Raw genomic sequence first — 17,100 nt, 5'->3', positions numbered from 1 at the left:
CGAGGCCGTGGTACCCGCCGGATCCGGGACGGGTACCCGCGCCCTCGTGGCGCGGGTACTCATGGAGCAGGGTCCGGTCACGGCCGCCGTCGTGGCGGCCGAGCTGGAGCTCACCGAGGCCGCCGTGCGCCGGCACCTCGACGCGCTGATCGTCGACGGCGAGGCGGAGGCCCGGGCCCCGGCCCGGTCCGCCCGGCCGCGGGGCCGGGGTCGTCCGGCCCGGGAGTACCTGCTCACCGACACGGGCCGGGTCCGGTTCGGGCACGGGTACGACGACCTGGCCACCCAGGCTCTGCGCTTCCTCGCCGACACGGCGGGGGGGGAGGCGGTCGACGCCTTCGCCCGGCACCGGGTGCGCGAGCTGCTCGGGTCCGACCTCGACGCGGTGACCGCTCCGGCGGAACCCGCGGAGCGGGTCGAGGTGCTCGCCCGGGTGCTCAGCGCCCGCGGCTACGCCGCACAGACCCGGCGCGGCGGGTTCGGGGTGCAGCTGTGCCAGCACCACTGCCCGGTCGCCCACGTGGCCACCGAGTTCCCGGAGCTCTGCGAGGCCGAGACGCGTGCCTTCGCCGATCTGCTGGGCACGCACGTGCAGCGGTTGGCCACGATCGCCCGCGGTGACGCCGCGTGCACCACACACGTGCCGCTCGAGGATCCCGAACTCCTCGCGCGGGCACGGAACAGGGGAGCCGCGGGTACCGCGCAGCTCCCACCACCACGGTCCCCGAAAGGGAGGCAGTCCTTATGACGACCACTCCTGATGTGCGCACCGAGCTCACGCAGGAGGAGACGATCGCGGCGCTCGGCCGGTACGACTTCGGCTGGGCCGACTCCGACGAGGCGGGCTCCATCGCGAAGCGTGGCCTGTCCTCCGACGTCGTCGCCGACATCTCCCGCCTGAAGAACGAGCCCGAGTGGATGCTGGAGTTCCGGCAGAAGGCGCTCGACATCTTCGGCAAGAAGCCGATGCCGCGCTGGGGCTCCGACCTGTCCGGGATCGACTTCGACAACATCAAGTACTTCGTGCGCTCCTCGGAGAAGCAGGCCGCCACCTGGGAGGACCTGCCCGAGGACATCAAGAACACCTACGACAAGCTGGGGATCCCGGAGGCCGAGAAGGCCCGCCTGGTCTCCGGTGTCGCCGCGCAGTACGAGTCCGAGGTCGTCTACCACTCGATCCGCGAGGACCTCGAGCAGCAGGGCGTCATCTTCCTGGACACCGACACCGCGCTGAAGGAGCACCCGGAGCTGTTCCGGGAGTACTTCGGCTCGGTCATCCCGTCCGGTGACAATAAGTTCTCCGCCCTGAACTCCGCGGTCTGGTCCGGCGGCTCGTTCATCTACGTCCCGCCGGGTGTGCACGTCGACATCCCGCTGCAGGCCTACTTCCGGATCAACACCGAGAACATGGGCCAGTTCGAGCGGACGCTGATCATCGTCGACGAGGGTGCCTACGTGCACTACGTCGAGGGCTGTACCGCGCCGATCTACAAGACCGACTCGCTGCACTCGGCCGTCGTCGAGATCGTGGTCAAGAAGGGCGGCCGCTGCCGCTACACCACGATCCAGAACTGGTCGAACAACGTCTACAACCTGGTCACCAAGCGCGCCAAGGCCGAGGAGGGCGCGACCATGGAGTGGGTCGACGGCAACCTCGGCTCCAAGGTGACCATGAAGTACCCGGCCGTGTGGCTGATGGGCGAGCATGCCAAGGGCGAGGTCCTCTCGATCGCGTTCGCGGGCGAGGGCCAGCACCAGGACGCCGGCGCCAAGATGGTCCACCTCGCGCCCAACACCTCCTCGACGATCGTGTCGAAGTCGGTGGCGCGTGGCGGCGGCCGTACGTCCTACCGCGGCCTGATCCAGGTCAACCCGCGCGCACGCAACTCCCGGTCCACGGTGAAGTGCGACGCGCTGCTGGTCGACACGATCTCCCGCTCGGACACCTACCCCTACGTCGACATCCGCAACGACGACGTGTCGATGGGGCACGAGGCCACCGTCTCCAAGGTCTCCGACGACCAGCTCTTCTACCTGATGAGCCGCGGTCTGACCGAGGACGAGGCCATGGCCATGGTCGTGCGCGGGTTCGTCGAGCCCATCGCGCGCGAGCTGCCGATGGAGTACGCGCTGGAGCTGAACCGGCTGATCGAGCTGCAGATGGAGGGTTCCGTCGGATGACGACGAGTGACGTTGCCGGCCTCGCGCCCGAGCTGGAGGGCGCCAAGGAGGGGCAGGGCGAGGTCCCGATCGCCTCGGCCGGCGAGCGCTTCCAGTCCTTCGACGTGGAGGCGTTCGAGGTCCCCGGGGGCCGCGAGGAGAACTGGCGGTTCACCCCGCTGCGGCGCCTCAAGGGCCTGCACGACGGGTCGGCCGACCTGCAGGGATCGCCCGTGGTCACGGTCACCGAGGCCGCGGGGGTCACGGTGGAGACCGTCGGCCGCGACGACGCCCGTCTCGGTGAGGGCGGGACGCCCTTCGACCGGGTCGCCGCAGCCGCGTGGTCCGGCTTCGCCGAGGCCACCGTGGTGACCCTGGACGGCGAGAAGGTGGAGCCGGTCACTATCACCGTGGAGGGCCCCGGCGAGGGCGTCTCCGCGGCCGGCCACCTGCACATCCGCACCACCTCGCACACACAGGCGACGGTTGTCGTCGTGCACCGGGGCTCGGGCGTGCTGGCCGACAACACCGAGGTCGTGCTCGCCGACGGCTCGCACCTGACCCTGGTCGTCACCGAGGAGTGGGCCGACGACGCCGTGCACGTGGGCGCCGAGCACTACTCGGTCGGCCGCGACGCCACGCTGCGCGGGACGACCGTGCAGCTCGGCGGCGACCTGGTCCGGGTCTCCTCGACCGTGCGCTACGCCGGCCCCGGCGGCGACGCGGAGCTCCTCGGCCTCGGGTTCACCGACGCCGGTCAGCATCTCGAACAGCGCCTGCTGGTGGACCACGCAGTGCCGAACTGCAAGAGCAACGTGCTCTACAAGAACGCGCTGCAGAGCCTCACGAAGGACTCCTCGCACGTGGTGTGGATCGGCGACGTGCTGATCCGGGCCGCCGCCGAGAACACCGAGACCTTCGAGTTCAACCGGAACCTGGTGCTCACCGAGCACTGCCGCGCCGACTCCGTGCCCAACCTGGAGATCGAGACCGGCGAGATCGTGAGCGCCGGCCACGCCAGCGCGACCGGCCGGTTCGACGACGAGCAGCTGTTCTACCTGCGCAGCCGCGGCATTCCCGAGGACCAGGCCCGCCGCCTCGTCGTCCGCGGGTTCTTCGGCGAGGTCCTCAACAAGATCACGCTGCCGGAGCTCAAGGAGCGACTGGAAGCGGCCGTCGAGGCCGAGCTCGCCCTGACCGGCGTCTGATCCCACACCCTTCCCGAATACGGAGCGACCACCACAGATGTCCACTCTGGAGATCAAGGACCTGCACGCCTCGGTCGAGACGGCCGAGGACGGTCCCAAGGAGATCCTGCGCGGCGTGAATCTCACTGTCCGCGCGGGCGAGACGCACGCGATCATGGGGCCGAACGGCTCCGGCAAGTCCACACTGGCCTACGCCATCGCCGGGCACCCGAAGTACACCGTCACCGGCGGCGAGGTGCTCCTCGACGGCGAGAACGTCCTGGAGATGTCGGTCGACGAGCGGGCGCGCGCCGGGCTGTTCCTGGCCATGCAGTACCCGGTCGAGGTCCCGGGCGTGTCGATGGCGAACTTCCTGCGCTCGGCGGCCACCGCCACCCGCGGCGAGGCGCCGAAGCTGCGGACCTGGGTCAAGGAGGTCAAGGAGGCCATGGCCGGCCTCGACATCTCCCCGGAGTTCGCCGACCGCTCGGTCAACGAGGGCTTCTCCGGCGGTGAGAAGAAGCGCCACGAGGTGCTCCAGCTCGAGCTGCTGAAGCCGAAGTTCGCCGTGCTCGACGAGACCGACTCCGGCCTCGACGTCGACGCCCTGCGCGTCGTGTCCGAGGGCGTGAACCGGTACCGCTCCGGCGGCGAGACCGGCGTCCTGCTGATCACGCACTACACCCGGATCCTGAACCACATCAAGCCGGACCGCGTGCACGTGTTCGCCGGCGGCCGCGTCGTCGAGTCCGGCGGCCCGGAGCTGGCCGACGAGCTCGAGAAGAACGGCTACGTCCGGTTCACCCAGGCCGACAAGGCAGCCGATCAGAAGGCACTGGCCTGACATGACCCTCACCCACGGAACCGGGACCACGGCCGGCCTGGAGGCCGACGCCGTGGCCCGGATCCGGGCGGACTTCCCGATCCTCGCGCGCACCGTGCGCGAGGAGAAGCCGCTGGTCTACCTCGACTCCGGTGCGACCTCCCAGCGGCCGCGCCAGGTGCTCGACGCCGAGCGCACGTTCCTGGAGCGGCACAACGCTGCCGTCCACCGGGGCGCGCACCAGCTCGCCGAGGAGGCCACCGACGCCTACGAGTCCGCCCGGGCACGCATCGCGGCGTTCGTCGGTGCGAACGACGACGAGGTCGTGTTCGTCAAGAACGCGACCGAGGGCGTCAACCTGGTCGCCTACGGCCTCGGCAACGCCTCGGTCCGGACCGGGCTCGACGCCGCCTCCGAGCGGTTCGCGCTCGGCCCCGGTGACGAGATCGTGGTCACCGAGCTGGAGCACCACGCGAACCTCATCCCGTGGCAGGAGCTGTGTCGGCGGACCGGCGCGACCCTGCGCTGGTACTCCGTCACCGACGACGGCCGGATCGACCTCGATTCGCTCGAGCTCACCGACCGGACGCGGGTCGTGGCCTTCACCCACCAGTCGAACGTGACCGGTGCCGTCGCGCCGGTCGCACAGCTGGTGGCCCGGGCCGCCGCGGTCGGGGCACTCACCGTGCTCGACGCCTGCCAGTCGGTGCCGCACATGCCGGTCGACCTGCACCGGCTCGGGGTGGACTTCGCGGTCTTCTCCGGGCACAAGATGCTCGGGCCGTCCGGGGTCGGCGTCCTCTACGGCCGCCGGGAGCTCCTGGAGGCGCTCCCGCCGTTCCTCACGGGTGGCTCGATGATCGAGACCGTCCGGATGGAGGGCGCGACCTACGCCCCGCCCCCGCAGCGGTTCGAGGCCGGGGTGCCGATGACGTCGCAGGCCGTCGGTCTCGGCGCCGCGGTCGACTACCTCGAGGCGATCGGGATGGACGCCGTCGCCGCGCACGAGGCGTCGCTGACCGCGGCCGCCCTCGAGCAGCTGTCGGCGATCGACGGGCTGCGCATCGTCGGTCCGGCCACGCCCGGAGAGCGCGGGGGAGCGGTGTCGTTCGTCGTGGACGGTATCCACGCCCACGACCTGTCCCAGGTGCTCGACGACGCCGGCGTCGCCATCCGCGTGGGCCACCACTGCGCGTGGCCGCTGCACCGGCGTTTCGGCATCGTGGCCAGCGCCCGCGCGTCGTTCGCGGTGTACAATACGCTCGACGAGGTCACCGCGCTGGCCGACGGGGTGCGCGCCGCCCAGACGTTCTTCGGGACGGTGTGACGTGCAGCTGCAGCAGATGTACCAGGAGATCATCCTGGACCACTACCGCGACCCGCACGGGTCCGGGCTGCGCGAGCCCTACGACGCCGAGACCCACCACGTGAACCCCACCTGCGGGGACGAGGTCACGCTGCGGGTCAAGGTCGACGACGGTCCCGAGGGTGCCGTGGTCACCGACGTCTCCTACGAGACGCTGGGCTGCTCGATCAGCCAGGCCTCGGTGTCCGTGCTGCACGACCTGGTCGCCGGGAAGTCGGTCGGCGAGGCGTGGAAGATCATGGCCTCGTTCCAGGAGATGGCCCAGGGACGCGGCAAGGTCGAGCCCGACGAGGACGTCATCGGCGACGGCGTGGCCTTCGCCGGCGTCGCCAAGTACCCGGCGCGGGTCAAGTGTGCTCTCCTGGGCTGGATGGCATTCAAGGACGCGGTGAGCCGCACCGACGCCAGCATCGAGAACTCCGAGGGGAGTCCGGCATGAGCGAGACCACCGAACAGAGCACCTCCGAGGACGTGGTGCGCGGGGCGGCGGGCATGCCCGAGCCGCCCGCCCGGGCCGACGCCGGTGACGGCGCGACCCTGGAGGCCCTGGAGGAGGCGATGAAGGACGTCGTCGACCCCGAGCTGGGCATCAACGTCGTCGACCTCGGCCTCGTCTACGGCATCGACCGGGACGGCGGTACCGCGGTCATCGACATGACGCTGACCTCGGCGGCCTGCCCGCTGACCGACGTGATCGAGGAGCAGACCCGCTCCGCGCTCACCGCCGGTCCCGACGGCGGCCTTGTCGACGACGTCCGGATCAACTGGGTCTGGATGCCGCCGTGGGGCCCGGAGAAGATCACCGAGGACGGCCGCGAGCAGCTGCGCGCCCTCGGCTTCCGGGTCTGAGGACCCGTACCGACCCGACGGGCCGGATCCCCGACATCCGGGGGTCCGGCCCGTCGTCGTCTCACGGGAAGTAGACCTCCCGCAGCCGGTCCTCGAGCCCGGCGACGCCGCCGGTGTCGATGCCGAAGTGCATCTCCAGTGCGTCCCGGACCCGGTCGGGGGAGGTGAGGTCGTGCCGCTGCGCGGCGCGGTCGGCGGTGCGCACGGTGAGCCGGGTCCCGTCCAGGGTGGTCCGGCGTTCCGGGGTGGTGCGTGCGGCGACGAGCCCGGTCCGGAAGTGCGACCGCGGGTGGTGGGTCAGGTACCAGGAGTCCATCGCGAAGTCGATGTCCGGTGCGGGGGCCAGGTCGAAGGCGTACTGGTCGGCCCAGCCACCGTCGCCGCCGCGCCGCTGCAGGACCCAGCTGCCGTGGTCGCCGCGGGCGTAGCGGTAGGTCGCCTGTGGGGTCGGCTGCTCCAGCCCGGCGACGAGCCGCAGCGCGGTGGTCGGCACCGTCGAGCCGAACCCGGCGTCGACGGTGAAGCGGCCCTCCACGGTGTCGACGAGGGTCAGCCGGTGGGTGCGCTCGGTCGGCGGGTCCTCGGCGGCCAGGCCCAGCCGGACCCGCCCGACCAGCGGGGTCACCCGGAGGCCGAGGCCGGCGAGGGCGTCGTGCAGCAGCCGGTTGTGCTCGAAGCACCAGCCTCCGCGCCGCCCGTGCACCAGCTTGGCCGCGACACCGTCGGCTGTGGTCGGCGGTTCGACCCCGGTGAACGGGTCGAGGTTCTCGAACGGGATGGTCGCGACGTGCGCGGTCACGAGCCGGTCGAGCAGCGCCCGGTCCGGTGTCGCCCGGTCGACCCCGACGAGGTCGAGGTAGGCGGCGACCGAGGTGGTCACCGTGCTCGTCGTGCTGCCCGTCGTGCTCGTCATGGTGATCGAGGCTGTCACCTCGACCCGGGTTCAGGTCAACCAGGTCGAACGGGCCGACACGGTCAGCGTTCGCGGGCCCCGCGCAGCGCCCAGGCCCGCAGGTGGGAGTAGCCGCGCGTGTGCAAGGTCGCGATCCGCCGCAGATCGAAGCGCGGGTCGTCGCGCAGCGCGTCGTACATCTCCTTGTCGACGAGCACCGTGTCCGGGCGCGCCTCGGAGGTGAGCCGGGCCGCGACGTTGACGACCTCGCCGTAGACGTCGCCGTAACGGGCGAGCACCATGCCGTGCGCGAGACCGATCCGCAGCAGGGGCAGCGACGGCTCGGTCCGGACCCGGTCCCGCAGGCCGAGCGCGATGGCCGCCGCGTCGGCGGGGTGCTCGGTCACGAAGAGCACCTCGTCGCCGACGGTCTTGATCACCCGGCCCCGGCCGTTCGCGATGACCTCGTTGGTCACGGCCCCGAAACGCTCGATCATCTCGCCGAGCTCGTCCATGCTGCGACGGCGGGTGGTTCGGGTGAACCCGACCATGTCGGCGAACCCGACCGACAGCGGCCAGGTGTCGGCGACGATGTCGGCGACGTCGCGGCGTTGCACCCCGGCGACCCAGCGCGACGCCGTCGCCGCGAGGTGGCGCCGCCACACGTAGGACTGCAGCGCCTCCAGGTCGGGGATCACCTCGGCGGCGAGCCGCGCCGCGTCGCGCGGGGTCAGCTCCCCGATGTGCGCGGCGGCGACCTGGGCGAGCATCCCGATCTGCCACTCGGCGAGCCGGGACAGCGACTGTGCGATCGCCCGGGCGACGGCCTCGCGGGCGACCGTCTCGGGCAGCCACTCCTGGCTCAGCCGGGTGACCATCCGGGCGGCCTCGAGGTCGGCCCGGGTGTAGACGCGGTCACCCGGCTCGGAGTCGGTGAACCCCAGCGCCCGCCAGAGCCGCCCCGACTCCTCCGGGTCGAGCCCCGCGGCCTCCACCAGCTCGTCGCGGGTGAACTCGCGGGGCACGCCCAGGATGAGCTCGTCCAGCGCCCCGTCGTCGACCTCGCTCCAGTCGATCGAGGCGGGATCGGGCAGGGGGCGGGACGACCCGGGCTCGGACCTCACGCGATCACGTGGTGTGCACGACGAGCACGTCCACGCCGGCACGGCGGGTCGCGTCGGCGGGCACCGAGCCGAGCAGCCGCCCGGAGAAGGTGTTCAGACCGCGGTTGCCGACCACGAGGAGGTCGGCGCGGTGCTCCTTGACGGCCTTGCGGAGCACGTCCACCGGGGCGCCGTCCTCGGCGAAGGTCGAGACGTCCTTCGCGCCGACGGCGGCGGCCCGGTCGGCGGCCTCGCGCAGCGCCTCCTCGGCGGGGGTCCAGCCGGTGACGAGGAAGGCCTCGTCCTTCAGCGCGTCCTCCGCTGCCGAGGTGTCCTCGCGGCTGGCCGGGGTGTAGGCGGAGACGATGACCAGCTTCGCGCCGCTGTCGGCGGCCACCCCGGCGGCGCGCTCGACGGCCAGGAACGACGTCGCCGAGCCGTCGGTGCCGACGACGATGGTCTGGTATGCGGACACAGGTGCCTCCCGGGGGAACGGTCGCGCGTCGCCGGGCATGCGGCCGGCGTCACCGCGTGCGACGACGTTACTACGTTGTATCCGATCAACTTGTCCCGACTCCCTCCCGTCATCGCCCGTTCGGGTGGAATGCGGCAGCTGATCGCAGCATGCGCGTACGCACGGCCGGCGGAGCGGCCCGGAACACCCCGGCCATTCCGGCGAGGGTGCCGGTCAGGTCGTCGCGGCCGGTGAGGAACGCGCGTCCGCTGCGCCCGGCGAAGAACGCGTCGAAGAAGTCCGGCACGAGGTGCGGCGGCATCTCCAGTACGGTGCGCAGCCCGTGCCGGCGCAGCCGGTGCACCGCGCGGGCCGACCGGGGCCAGAGCAGCCGCCGGGCCGCCGTCGTCGCGGCGGCGGGATCGTGCGGCAGGTAGCGGGCCAGCTCCGCGGCCAGCCGGGGGGCCAGCCCGAGCGCGGGGGCGACGCTGAACCCGGTGGCCGGGTGCACCAGCGGGGTCGCCGCCCCGAACCCGACGGGGTGCCGCGGACCGCGCGGGGTGTCGACCGGGAAGCGCACCCGCTCGACGGGGGCGCCGTCGGGCACGGTGACGCCCGCCCCGGCGAGCCGGGCCGTGAGCCGGTCGCGCAGCTCGGGCAGCGGCAGCCCCGGCCGTCGCGCGAGGGAGGTCTCCTCCAGGAGCACGGTGCCGTCGCCGTAGGGGACGGCGTAGAGGAACGTCGGCCAGTCCGTCCACCCGGGCCGGTGCGGGCCGGGGGAGCGCCAGTCCATGAAGACGGCCTCGCCGGGCCGCACCACGGGTGCGGCCGCCCGCTCGTCGACGACGACCCCCCAGGCGGTCTGCTCGGTCCCGCCCGCCAGGCCGGGCCGTAGGCGCGACGGCGCCCCCGTCGCGTCGACGACCAGTGCCGCGTCGACGACCTGCGTCGCGTCGTTCCGCGGGGCCGTGTCGCTGCTGCCACCGCTGCTCCCGCCGTCACCGCCCCGGTCGCCCGGGACGCGCAGCCGCACCCGGTACCGGTGGCCGTCGGGCCGGACGTCGTCGCCGGCGGCGCGGCCGGGCAGCACCGTGACCCCGGCGAGCCGGGCGTCGAGGTGGGCGCGCAGCCCGGCGGTGTCCAGCACCGCGTACGGGCCCAGCGCGCGGGTGCCGCCGCCGGGCAGCACGGCCACCGCCTCCGGCCGGGCCGCGACCGTCGTGGCCGGCAGGTGCGGCGGCAGCTCCTCGGGCCACGCGCAGTAGGTCGCGGTCCACGCCCGCTCCGGGGCGGGGTCGGCGAGTAAGGTGCGCAGCCCGGCCTCCGCGCACGCCGCGGCGAGTGCACGCCCGGCCGGCCCGCCGCCGAGCACCAGCACGTCGGCGACCGTCGGCCCGGGGGCACCCGAGGGCTGCGGCGCCGCGGCCCCACCGGCCGTCCCGGTCACCGCGGGTCCTCCCGGTGCCGCCCGGCGGACAGGCTGCCGCCGTCGATCCGCAGGGTGGCCCCGGTGACCCAGGACGTGGCGTCGGAGACGAGGAACGCGACCGCCTCGGCGACGTCCGCCGGCTCCCCGATGCGCCCCAGCGGGTAGCCCGCCACGACCGACGCCTCGTCCCGGGCGTAGAGCGCCTCGGCGAACCGCGTCCGCACCACGGCGGGGGCGACGGCGTTGACCCGGATGTCGGGGCCGAGCTGGCCCGCCAGCTCCTCGGTCAGGGTGAGCAGCGCCGCCTTCGACGCCCCGTAGGCACCGATGACGCCGGTGGCGCGCAGCGCCGCGACCGAGGCGACGTTGACGACCGCGCCGCCGTGCGCGCCCATCCAGACCCGGTGCGCCTGCTGGACGAACCCGAGCGCGGCGACGACGTTGACGTCGAGGATCTTGCGGACGGCGTCGAGGTCGGCCTCGACCATCGGCCCGTGCTGGGGGTTGATCCCGGCGTTGTTGACCAGCACGTCCAGCGAGCCGAATGCCGCCACCGTCGCCTCCGCCGCGGCGGCCCGGTGCGCCGCGTCCCCGGCGTTGCCGGCGACGGTCAGCACCCGGCCACCGTCGACACCCGCGGCGGCCGCGAGACCGGCGGCCGCCGCGTCGAGCTCGGGGGCGTGCCGCCCGGTGATCGTCACCGACGCGCCGCGCGCCAGCAGCGCGGCCGCGACGCCGTGGCCGATGCCCCGTGAGGCGCCGGTGACCAGTGCCGCCCGACCGGCCAGGGAGGTGAGATCGGTCATGGGGAACGACCCTACGTGGGAAACACCGTGGACCCGGCCGGTAGTCTGGCCGCGTGATCCTGATCGAGTAGACCGGCTCCCGGGCACAGGTGTGCCCGCGTCCGGTCCTCTCAGCGTCACTCCTCGTCCTCCGTCTGGAGCTCTTTCACGTGATCACCACGACCGACCTCGAACTGCGTGCCGGGTCCCGCATCCTGCTCTCCGGTGCGACCCTGCGGGTGCAGCCCGGCGACCGGATCGGTCTGGTCGGGCGCAACGGCGCGGGCAAGACCGCCTCGATGCGGGTGCTGGCCGGCGAGGGAGAGCCGTACTCCGGGCAGCGGACCGCGAACTCCCCGGTCGGCTACCTGCCGCAGGACCCGCGCGAGGGCGACCTGTCGGTGACGGCGAAGGACCGGGTGCTCTCGGCCCGCGGCCTGGACGTGCTGCTCGCGAAGATGGAGAAGGCGCAGACGGCGATGGCCGAGCTGGCCGACCCGGCCGCGAACGACAAGGCGATCCGCGAGTACGGCCGGCTCGAGGAGCGGTTCTCCGCCCTCGGCGGCTACGCCGCGGAGTCCGAGGCCGCGCGGATCTGCACCCATCTGGGGCTGCCCGAGCGGGTGCTCGCCCAGCCGATGCGGACGCTGTCGGGCGGTCAGCGTCGGCGTGTGGAGCTGGCCCGGATCCTGTTCGCGGCCTCCGACGGCGGGTCGCAGTCGGCGACCACGCTGCTGCTCGACGAGCCCACCAACCACCTCGACGCCGACTCGATCACCTGGCTGCGCGGGTTCCTGCAGTCGCACGAGGGCGGGCTCGTCGTGATCAGCCACGACACCGAGCTGCTGGCCGCGGTGGTGAACAAGGTCTGGTTCCTCGACGCGACCCGCGGCGAGGCCGACCAGTACAACATGGACTGGAAGCGGTACCTGGAGGCGCGCGCCACCGACGAGAAGCGTCGTCGCCGCGAGCGGGCCAACGCCGAGAAGAAGGCGTCCGCGCTGCACGTGCAGGCCGCGAAGATGGGCGCGAAGGCCACCAAGGCCGTCGCGGCGAAGAACATGGCCCGCCGCGCCGACGCACTGCTCGCCGGCCTGGACGACGAGCGTCAGGCCGACCGCGTCGCGCACATCCGGTTCCCGACCCCGGCGCCCTGCGGGCGGACCCCGCTCACCGCGGAGAACCTGTCCAAGGCCTACGGGTCGCTGGAGGTCTTCACCGGGGTGGATCTCGCGGTGGACCGCGGGTCGAAGGTCGTGGTGCTGGGCTTCAACGGTGCCGGGAAGACGACGCTGCTGCGGATCCTGGCCGGCACCGAGGAGTCCGACTCGGGCGGTGTCGTCCCTGGTCACGGGCTGCGCCGGGGCTACTTCGCCCAGGAGCACGACACGCTCGACATGGACGCCTCGGTCTGGGACAACATCCGCCACGCCAGCCCGGACGCCCCCGAGCAGCAGCTGCGGACCCTGCTCGGGTCGTTCATGTTCTCCGGGGAGCAGCTCGAGCAGCCCGCCGGGACGCTGTCCGGCGGTGAGCGGACCCGGCTCGCCCTGGCCGGGCTGGTGTCCTCGGCGGCGAACGTGTTGCTGCTCGACGAGCCGACCAACAACCTGGATCCGGCCAGCCGCGAGCAGGTGCTCGACGCGCTGCGCCGCTTCGAGGGGGCCGTCGTGCTCGTGACCCACGACCCGGGCGCGGTCGAGGCGCTGGAGCCGGACCGGGTGATCGTGCTGCCCGACGGCACCGAGGACCACTGGTCGGCCGACTACCTGGAACTGGTTCAGCTCGCCTGACCGGTCACCGCACGCCGCGGTGATCACCCGACCGGACCACCACGATCATCGGACGTGTCCGGCACGTGTCGCGGGCGGCCGCGGCGACCTCCTCGGCCGGTCCCGACGGGTGGTTCGTTGCGCCACCCGACGGACGGCGCCGTCGAACGGTGCTCGCGGTGCTGGACCGTTCGGGGTAACCGTTCGCCGATCGCGTTTTCCGCGATCTGGTCATCAATCGTCAACTGGATCATCATGACCTGATCGTCGCGGCTGATGCGGCGATCCGCGGGGGCATCCGCGGAGGGGATGAGGAGGGCCGATGGCCGAGCTGAGGGGATGAGGAGGGCCGATGGCCGAGCTGAAGAAGGGCGCCCGGATCACCGGGACGCAGCGGGGCAAACTCGCCGCCGACCTGAAGAAGAAGTACGAGAAGGGCGCCAGCATCCGTTCGCTGGCCGAGCAGACCGGGCGGTCGTACGGATTCGTCCACCGGGTCCTGTCCGAGACGGGTGTGACGCTGCGCGGGCGCGGCGGCGCCACCCGCACCAAGAAGAAGTAGCTCTCTCGTCGGCGCCGCCGACCGGGTCGAGAAACGGGCCCGGGGCGGCGTCGTCGTGTGTCCCGGTCGGTCGTGTGCCCTGGCCCCGGGCCGCCGGGCGCGTGATCGCCGCGCCCGCCCGCCGCGCGCGCCGTAACGTGAATCCTCGCCGTCCACCACCGGCGAAGGGGAACACCGTTGGATCGCCCGCTCACCCTGATGCGCGGGGTCATCCGGGGGGCGGACTCGACGTCCATCCGCCGTGGCTCCGTCGCGCGGGGCACCTGGCCCCGGATCTGGGGCTTCGTCCGGCCCTACCGCCGCTGGCTGCTGTCCTACCTGGCCCTGACCACCGTCACCGCGGTGATCGGGGTCGCCACGCCGGTGCTGGCCGGCCGCGTGGTCAACACGATCGTCGCGGCGAACGACCTGCCCGACGCCGCCCGGGTCGTGATGGTGATCGCCGGGGCGATCGCCGGGATGGCCGTCCTCGAGGCGGTGGTCGGGCTCACCGGGCGCTGGTTCTCCGCGCGGCTCGGTGAGGGTCTGATCGAGGACCTGCGGGTGGCGGTGTTCCGCCACGTCCAGTCGATGCCGTTGGCGTTCTTCTCCCGCACCCGGACCGGGGCGCTGGTCAGCAGGCTCAACAACGACGTGATCGGCGCCCAGACCGCCATCACCGGCACCCTGTCCACCGTGCTGTCCAACAGCATCCAGCTCGTGCTGGCCGTCGCGGTGATGATCGGGCTGGCCTGGCAGGTCACCGTGCTGGCGATGCTGCTGCTGCCGGTGTTCGTGCTCCCGGCCCGGCGGATGGGGACCTGGCTCGCCGAGCTGCGCCGCGAGGCCGCCGAGCTCAACGCCACCATGGGCAACCAGATGACCGAGCGGTTCTCCGCACCCGGCGCCACGCTGGTGAAGCTGTTCGGCGACCCCGACTCCGAGGCCGTCGTCTTCCGCGGCCAGGTGTCGCGGGTGCGCGACATCGGTGTCCGGTCGGCGATGGTGTCGCGGCTGTTCGTCACCGCGCTGCAGCTGGTGTCGGCGCTGGCCCAGGCCATGATCTACGGTCTCGGCGGCTACCTCGCGGTGACCGGATCGATTCCGGCGGGCACCGTCGTCGCGCTCGGGCTGCTGCTGAGCAGGCTCTACACCCCGATGACGGCGCTGGCCAACGCCCGCGTCGACGTCATGACCGCGTTGGTCGCCTTCGAGCGGGTCTTCGAGGTGCTGGACCTGCGTCCGATGCTGACCGAGCGGCCCGATCCGGCCCCGCTGCCCGACGGTCCCGTCGACGTGGCCCTGCGCGGGGTCCGGTTCACCTACCCCAGGGCCACCGACGTCTCCCTGGCCTCGCTGGAGGAGGTCGCGGTGCTCGACCAGCGGGTCAACGCCGAGGTGCTGCACGGCGTCGACCTGCACGTCCACGGCGGAGGGCTGCTGGCCCTGGTCGGGTCGTCCGGGGCCGGGAAGTCGACGCTGGCCTCGCTGGCCCCCCGGCTCTACGATGTCGACTCCGGCTCGGTGGAGCTGTCCGGGGTGGACGTGCGGGACCTGTCGTTCGCCACACTGCGTGGTGCCGTCGGCATGGTCACCCAGGACGGGCACCTGTTCCACGACACCATCGCCGGGAACCTGCGCTACGCCGCACCCGCCGCCACCGACGACGAGATGGTCGACGCGTTGCGCCGCGCCCGGCTCGGCGACCTGCTCGACACGCTGCCCGACGGCCTCGACACGGTGGTGGGGGAGCGCGGCTACCGGCTCTCCGGCGGCGAGCGCCAGCGCCTGACCATCGCCCGGCTGCTGCTGGCCCGCCCGCGGGTGGTGATCCTCGACGAGGCCACCGCCCACCTCGACTCCGAGTCCGAGGCCGCGGTGCAGGAGGCACTGGCCGAGGCGCTGGTCGGGCGGACCGCGATCGTCATCGCGCACCGGCTGTCCACCGTGCGGGCGGCCGACCGGATCGCGGTGCTGGAGGGCGGTCGGGTCGTCGAGTCCGGCACCCACGACGAGCTGCTGGCCGCCGACGGCCGCTACGCCACCCTTCACCGCACCCAGTTCCTCCCGGCCGCGACCGCGAGCTGAACGGCCCGCGGACGGGACTCAGGTCCGGCCGGCCAGCGGGTCCGCCACCTCGGCGTCGGGCTCGGCGACCGCGGCGACCGCGGCGAACAGCAGCGCGACGCCGACCGCGCCGGGGTCCGGTGCGCCCTTCGCACGCTCCCCGACGTAGGACGCGCGGCCGTGCCGGGCCGCGAGCTCCGCGGTCCGTTCGGCGCCGTCGAGGGCCGCGGCCGCCGCCGCGGCGAACCCCGCACGGTCCAGCGCGGTCACGGCGGGGGCGAGCGCGTCGACCATCGTCCGGTCGCCCACCTCGGCCTCGCCGACCCGCTGGATCGCGGTCAGCCCGGCCCGGGCGCCCGCGGCGAACGCGGCCGCGTCGGCCGAGCCGTAGGACAGCGCGCGGGCGATCTCGGAGAACAGCAGGCCCAGCAGCGGGCCGCTGGTGCCGCCGACCTCGTCGAGGAAGACCTCGCCGAGCGCGCCGAAACCGCGCTGCGGGCCGCGCTCCGCGAGCGTGACGGCCAGCCGGACCCCGGCACGCAGGTTGTCCCCGTAGTCGCCGTCGCCGGAGTGCTGGTCGAGGTCGGTGAGCGCGCCGTGACCGTCCTCGACGGCCCGGGCGAACCGGGCCAGCACGGCGTCCTGGTCGATCCGCTGGCCGGTCATGAGGTCTCCGTCCGGGGGAAGGCGGCCGTCCGCGCGGGGGCGGACCACAGGTCCGTCCACTCCGGGCGCATCCGGGTCAGGGTGAGGGAGAACCCGGCCATGTCCAGGGCGGGCACGAAGGTGCCGACAAGCAGGCCCGCCCGCTCCAGCCCCCGTGCCTCCAGCGCGATGGCGGCCAGCTCGGCGAGCACGTACAGCTCCAGCAGCGCCGTGCCCCCCATGCCGTTGACGACCAGGACGACCTGGTCGGGGCCCGCGGGCAGGCCGGCGACGATCTCGTCGAGCATCCGGTCGACGAGCTCCTCGGTGGGCGGCCGGTCGACCGAACGCCGTGCCCGCTCGCCGTGGATGCCGACGCCGTAGTCGAGCTGCCCGTCGAGGGCGAACGCGGGCTCCCCGGTGCGGGCCGAGCTCTGCGCGCGGGAGGCGACGGCGAGGCTGCGCGAGGCGGCGGCGACGTCCGCGCCCAGCGTCGCGAGCTCGGTGAGCCCGGCGCCGGTGTCCGCGGCGGCCCCGAGGATCTTCTCGACGACGACGGTCGCCCCGGTCCCGCGCCGCCCGGTGGCGGTGTCGAGCCCGTCGGTGGCCAGGTCGTCGTCGACGAGGACCCGGGCGACGTCGACGCCCTCCATCCGCAGCCGCTCCGCGGCGATGCCGAAGTTGATCCGGTCGCCGGTGTAGTTCTTGACGACGTGCAGGACCCCGTCCGGGCCGGCGGCGGCCCGGGAGGCGTGCAGCACGGCCTTGTTGTGCGGGGAGGTGAACACCGGGCCGGGGGCGACGGCGTCGAGCATCCCGCGGCCGAGGAACCCGGCGTGCAGCGGCTCGTGGCCGGCCCCCCCACCGGAGACCAGCCCGACCCGCCTGCCGGGAGCCCGATCGCGGGCGACCAGGTGGATCGGGTCCTCGTGCAGGACGACGAGGTCGGCGTGGGCCCGGGCGAACCCGCGGACGGCGGCCGGCACGGGGTCGTCGCCCGCGGGGTGGAAGGGGAACGGCATGGCGC

The 17,100-nt window shown here is 73.3% G+C and carries 17 protein-coding genes; 10 read left to right on the top strand and 7 right to left on the bottom strand.

Annotation, left to right across the window (positions count from 1 at the left end; translation table 11 throughout):
* Nucleotides 1-7: 7 nt before the first annotated feature.
* Genes XF36_RS11135 through XF36_RS11105 form a run of 7 tightly spaced genes read left to right on the top strand, consistent with a single transcriptional unit; the run spans nucleotide 8 to nucleotide 6,385 of the window.
* Entirely contained in the window at nucleotides 8-748 is a 741-nt protein-coding gene (locus tag XF36_RS11135) for a helix-turn-helix transcriptional regulator (RefSeq protein WP_202968506.1), read from the top strand.
* Nucleotides 745-2,181, top strand: a complete 1,437-nt coding sequence (gene sufB / locus XF36_RS11130; protein WP_043278714.1) for a Fe-S cluster assembly protein SufB — start codon at nucleotides 745-747, stop codon at nucleotides 2,179-2,181. The genes XF36_RS11135 and sufB overlap by 4 nt, the downstream gene beginning before the upstream one ends.
* On the top strand, nucleotides 2,178-3,368 hold the full coding sequence (gene sufD / locus XF36_RS11125; protein ID WP_060711935.1) for a Fe-S cluster assembly protein SufD: 1,191 nt from the start codon (nucleotides 2,178-2,180) through the stop codon (nucleotides 3,366-3,368). Before sufB ends, sufD begins: the two co-directional genes overlap by 4 nt.
* A gap of 37 nt (nucleotides 3,369-3,405) precedes the next feature.
* Nucleotides 3,406-4,191: a Fe-S cluster assembly ATPase SufC gene (gene sufC, locus XF36_RS11120; RefSeq protein ID WP_060711934.1), complete on the top strand. Its 786-nt coding sequence runs from the start codon at nucleotides 3,406-3,408 to the stop codon at nucleotides 4,189-4,191.
* 1 nt (nucleotide 4,192) lies between these two features.
* Nucleotides 4,193-5,497, top strand: coding sequence for a cysteine desulfurase (locus tag XF36_RS11115; protein ID WP_060711933.1), 1,305 nt, complete (start codon nucleotides 4,193-4,195; stop codon nucleotides 5,495-5,497).
* A 1-nt stretch (nucleotide 5,498) separates the two neighbouring features.
* On the top strand, nucleotides 5,499-5,975 hold the full coding sequence (sufU, locus tag XF36_RS11110; RefSeq protein WP_020624272.1) for a Fe-S cluster assembly sulfur transfer protein SufU: 477 nt from the start codon (nucleotides 5,499-5,501) through the stop codon (nucleotides 5,973-5,975).
* The gene (locus XF36_RS11105) at nucleotides 5,972-6,385 is read left to right on the top strand and encodes a metal-sulfur cluster assembly factor (RefSeq protein WP_020624271.1); all 414 of its coding nucleotides are present in this window, start codon (nucleotides 5,972-5,974) and stop codon (nucleotides 6,383-6,385) included. Before sufU ends, XF36_RS11105 begins: the two co-directional genes overlap by 4 nt.
* A 61-nt stretch (nucleotides 6,386-6,446) precedes the next feature.
* On the opposite strand, the gene XF36_RS11100 is transcribed toward XF36_RS11105, so the two are convergent.
* The 5 genes from XF36_RS11100 to XF36_RS11080 form a co-directional block, all read right to left on the bottom strand.
* On the bottom strand, nucleotides 6,447-7,298 hold the full coding sequence (locus tag XF36_RS11100) for an arylamine N-acetyltransferase family protein (protein WP_064485588.1): 852 nt from the start codon (nucleotides 7,296-7,298) through the stop codon (nucleotides 6,447-6,449).
* A gap of 62 nt (nucleotides 7,299-7,360) precedes the next feature.
* On the bottom strand, nucleotides 7,361-8,401 hold the full coding sequence (locus XF36_RS11095; RefSeq protein ID WP_145981329.1) for an adenylate/guanylate cyclase domain-containing protein: 1,041 nt from the start codon (nucleotides 8,399-8,401) through the stop codon (nucleotides 7,361-7,363).
* A gap of 4 nt (nucleotides 8,402-8,405) precedes the next feature.
* A complete protein-coding gene (locus XF36_RS11090) occupies nucleotides 8,406-8,855 on the bottom strand; it encodes a universal stress protein (protein WP_020624268.1) in 450 nt (149 codons plus the stop codon).
* A gap of 109 nt (nucleotides 8,856-8,964) precedes the next feature.
* The gene (locus XF36_RS11085) at nucleotides 8,965-10,281 is read right to left on the bottom strand and encodes a lycopene cyclase family protein (protein WP_082375334.1); all 1,317 of its coding nucleotides are present in this window, start codon (nucleotides 10,279-10,281) and stop codon (nucleotides 8,965-8,967) included.
* The gene (locus XF36_RS11080; protein WP_060711931.1) at nucleotides 10,278-11,069 is read right to left on the bottom strand and encodes an SDR family oxidoreductase; all 792 of its coding nucleotides are present in this window, start codon (nucleotides 11,067-11,069) and stop codon (nucleotides 10,278-10,280) included. Before XF36_RS11080 ends, XF36_RS11085 begins: the two co-directional genes overlap by 4 nt.
* A 149-nt stretch (nucleotides 11,070-11,218) precedes the next feature.
* Here XF36_RS11080 and XF36_RS11075 point away from each other — a divergent pair, with 149 nt between their 5' ends.
* From XF36_RS11075 to XF36_RS11065, 3 genes are all read left to right on the top strand, one after another.
* Entirely contained in the window at nucleotides 11,219-12,841 is a 1,623-nt protein-coding gene (locus tag XF36_RS11075; RefSeq protein ID WP_060711930.1) for an ABC-F family ATP-binding cassette domain-containing protein, read from the top strand.
* Nucleotides 12,842-13,172: 331 nt separating this feature from the next.
* Complete coding sequence (locus tag XF36_RS11070; RefSeq protein WP_010240451.1) at nucleotides 13,173-13,382, top strand: helix-turn-helix domain-containing protein; 210 nt, start codon at nucleotides 13,173-13,175, stop codon at nucleotides 13,380-13,382.
* 177 nt (nucleotides 13,383-13,559) lie between these two features.
* Entirely contained in the window at nucleotides 13,560-15,449 is a 1,890-nt protein-coding gene (locus tag XF36_RS11065) for an ABC transporter ATP-binding protein (protein ID WP_060711929.1), read from the top strand.
* Nucleotides 15,450-15,467: 18 nt separating this feature from the next.
* Here the strand turns inward: XF36_RS11065 and XF36_RS11060 are convergent, their stop codons facing one another.
* Both XF36_RS11060 and XF36_RS11055 read right to left on the bottom strand, forming a co-directional pair.
* Nucleotides 15,468-16,094 (bottom strand): DAK2 domain-containing protein, encoded by a 627-nt coding sequence (locus tag XF36_RS11060; RefSeq protein WP_060714598.1) that lies wholly within the window; start codon nucleotides 16,092-16,094, stop codon nucleotides 15,468-15,470.
* Nucleotides 16,091-17,095, bottom strand: coding sequence for a dihydroxyacetone kinase subunit DhaK (locus XF36_RS11055; RefSeq protein ID WP_060714597.1), 1,005 nt, complete (start codon nucleotides 17,093-17,095; stop codon nucleotides 16,091-16,093). The genes XF36_RS11060 and XF36_RS11055 overlap by 4 nt, the downstream gene beginning before the upstream one ends.
* Nucleotides 17,096-17,100: the final 5 nt, after the last annotated feature.

It is taken from the genome of Pseudonocardia sp. HH130629-09 (assembly GCF_001294645.1).
GTDB lineage: Bacteria > Actinomycetota > Actinomycetes > Mycobacteriales > Pseudonocardiaceae > Pseudonocardia.
The sequence above is the reverse complement of the archived record's forward strand: the minus strand, read 5'-3'. Positions and strand labels throughout refer to the sequence as shown.

Bases quoted from the DNA above. Each gene is read 5' to 3' on its own strand.
- sufB (WP_043278714.1), top strand. From the start codon at position 745: ATGACGACCACTCCTGATGTGCGCACCGAGCTCACGCAGGAGGAGACG.
- sufD (WP_060711935.1), top strand. From the start codon at position 2,178: ATGACGACGAGTGACGTTGCCGGCCTCGCGCCCGAGCTGGAGGGCGCC.
- sufC (WP_060711934.1), top strand. From the start codon at position 3,406: ATGTCCACTCTGGAGATCAAGGACCTGCACGCCTCGGTCGAGACGGCC.
- XF36_RS11115 (WP_060711933.1), top strand. From the start codon at position 4,193: ATGACCCTCACCCACGGAACCGGGACCACGGCCGGCCTGGAGGCCGAC.
- XF36_RS11105 (WP_020624271.1), top strand. From the start codon at position 5,972: ATGAGCGAGACCACCGAACAGAGCACCTCCGAGGACGTGGTGCGCGGG.
- XF36_RS11100 (WP_064485588.1), bottom strand. From the start codon at position 7,298: ATGACGAGCACGACGGGCAGCACGACGAGCACGGTGACCACCTCGGTC.
- XF36_RS11080 (WP_060711931.1), bottom strand. From the start codon at position 11,069: ATGACCGATCTCACCTCCCTGGCCGGTCGGGCGGCACTGGTCACCGGC.
- XF36_RS11070 (WP_010240451.1), top strand. From the start codon at position 13,173: ATGGCCGAGCTGAAGAAGGGCGCCCGGATCACCGGGACGCAGCGGGGC.
- XF36_RS11060 (WP_060714598.1), bottom strand. From the start codon at position 16,094: ATGACCGGCCAGCGGATCGACCAGGACGCCGTGCTGGCCCGGTTCGCC.
- XF36_RS11055 (WP_060714597.1), bottom strand. From the start codon at position 17,095: ATGCCGTTCCCCTTCCACCCCGCGGGCGACGACCCCGTGCCGGCCGCC.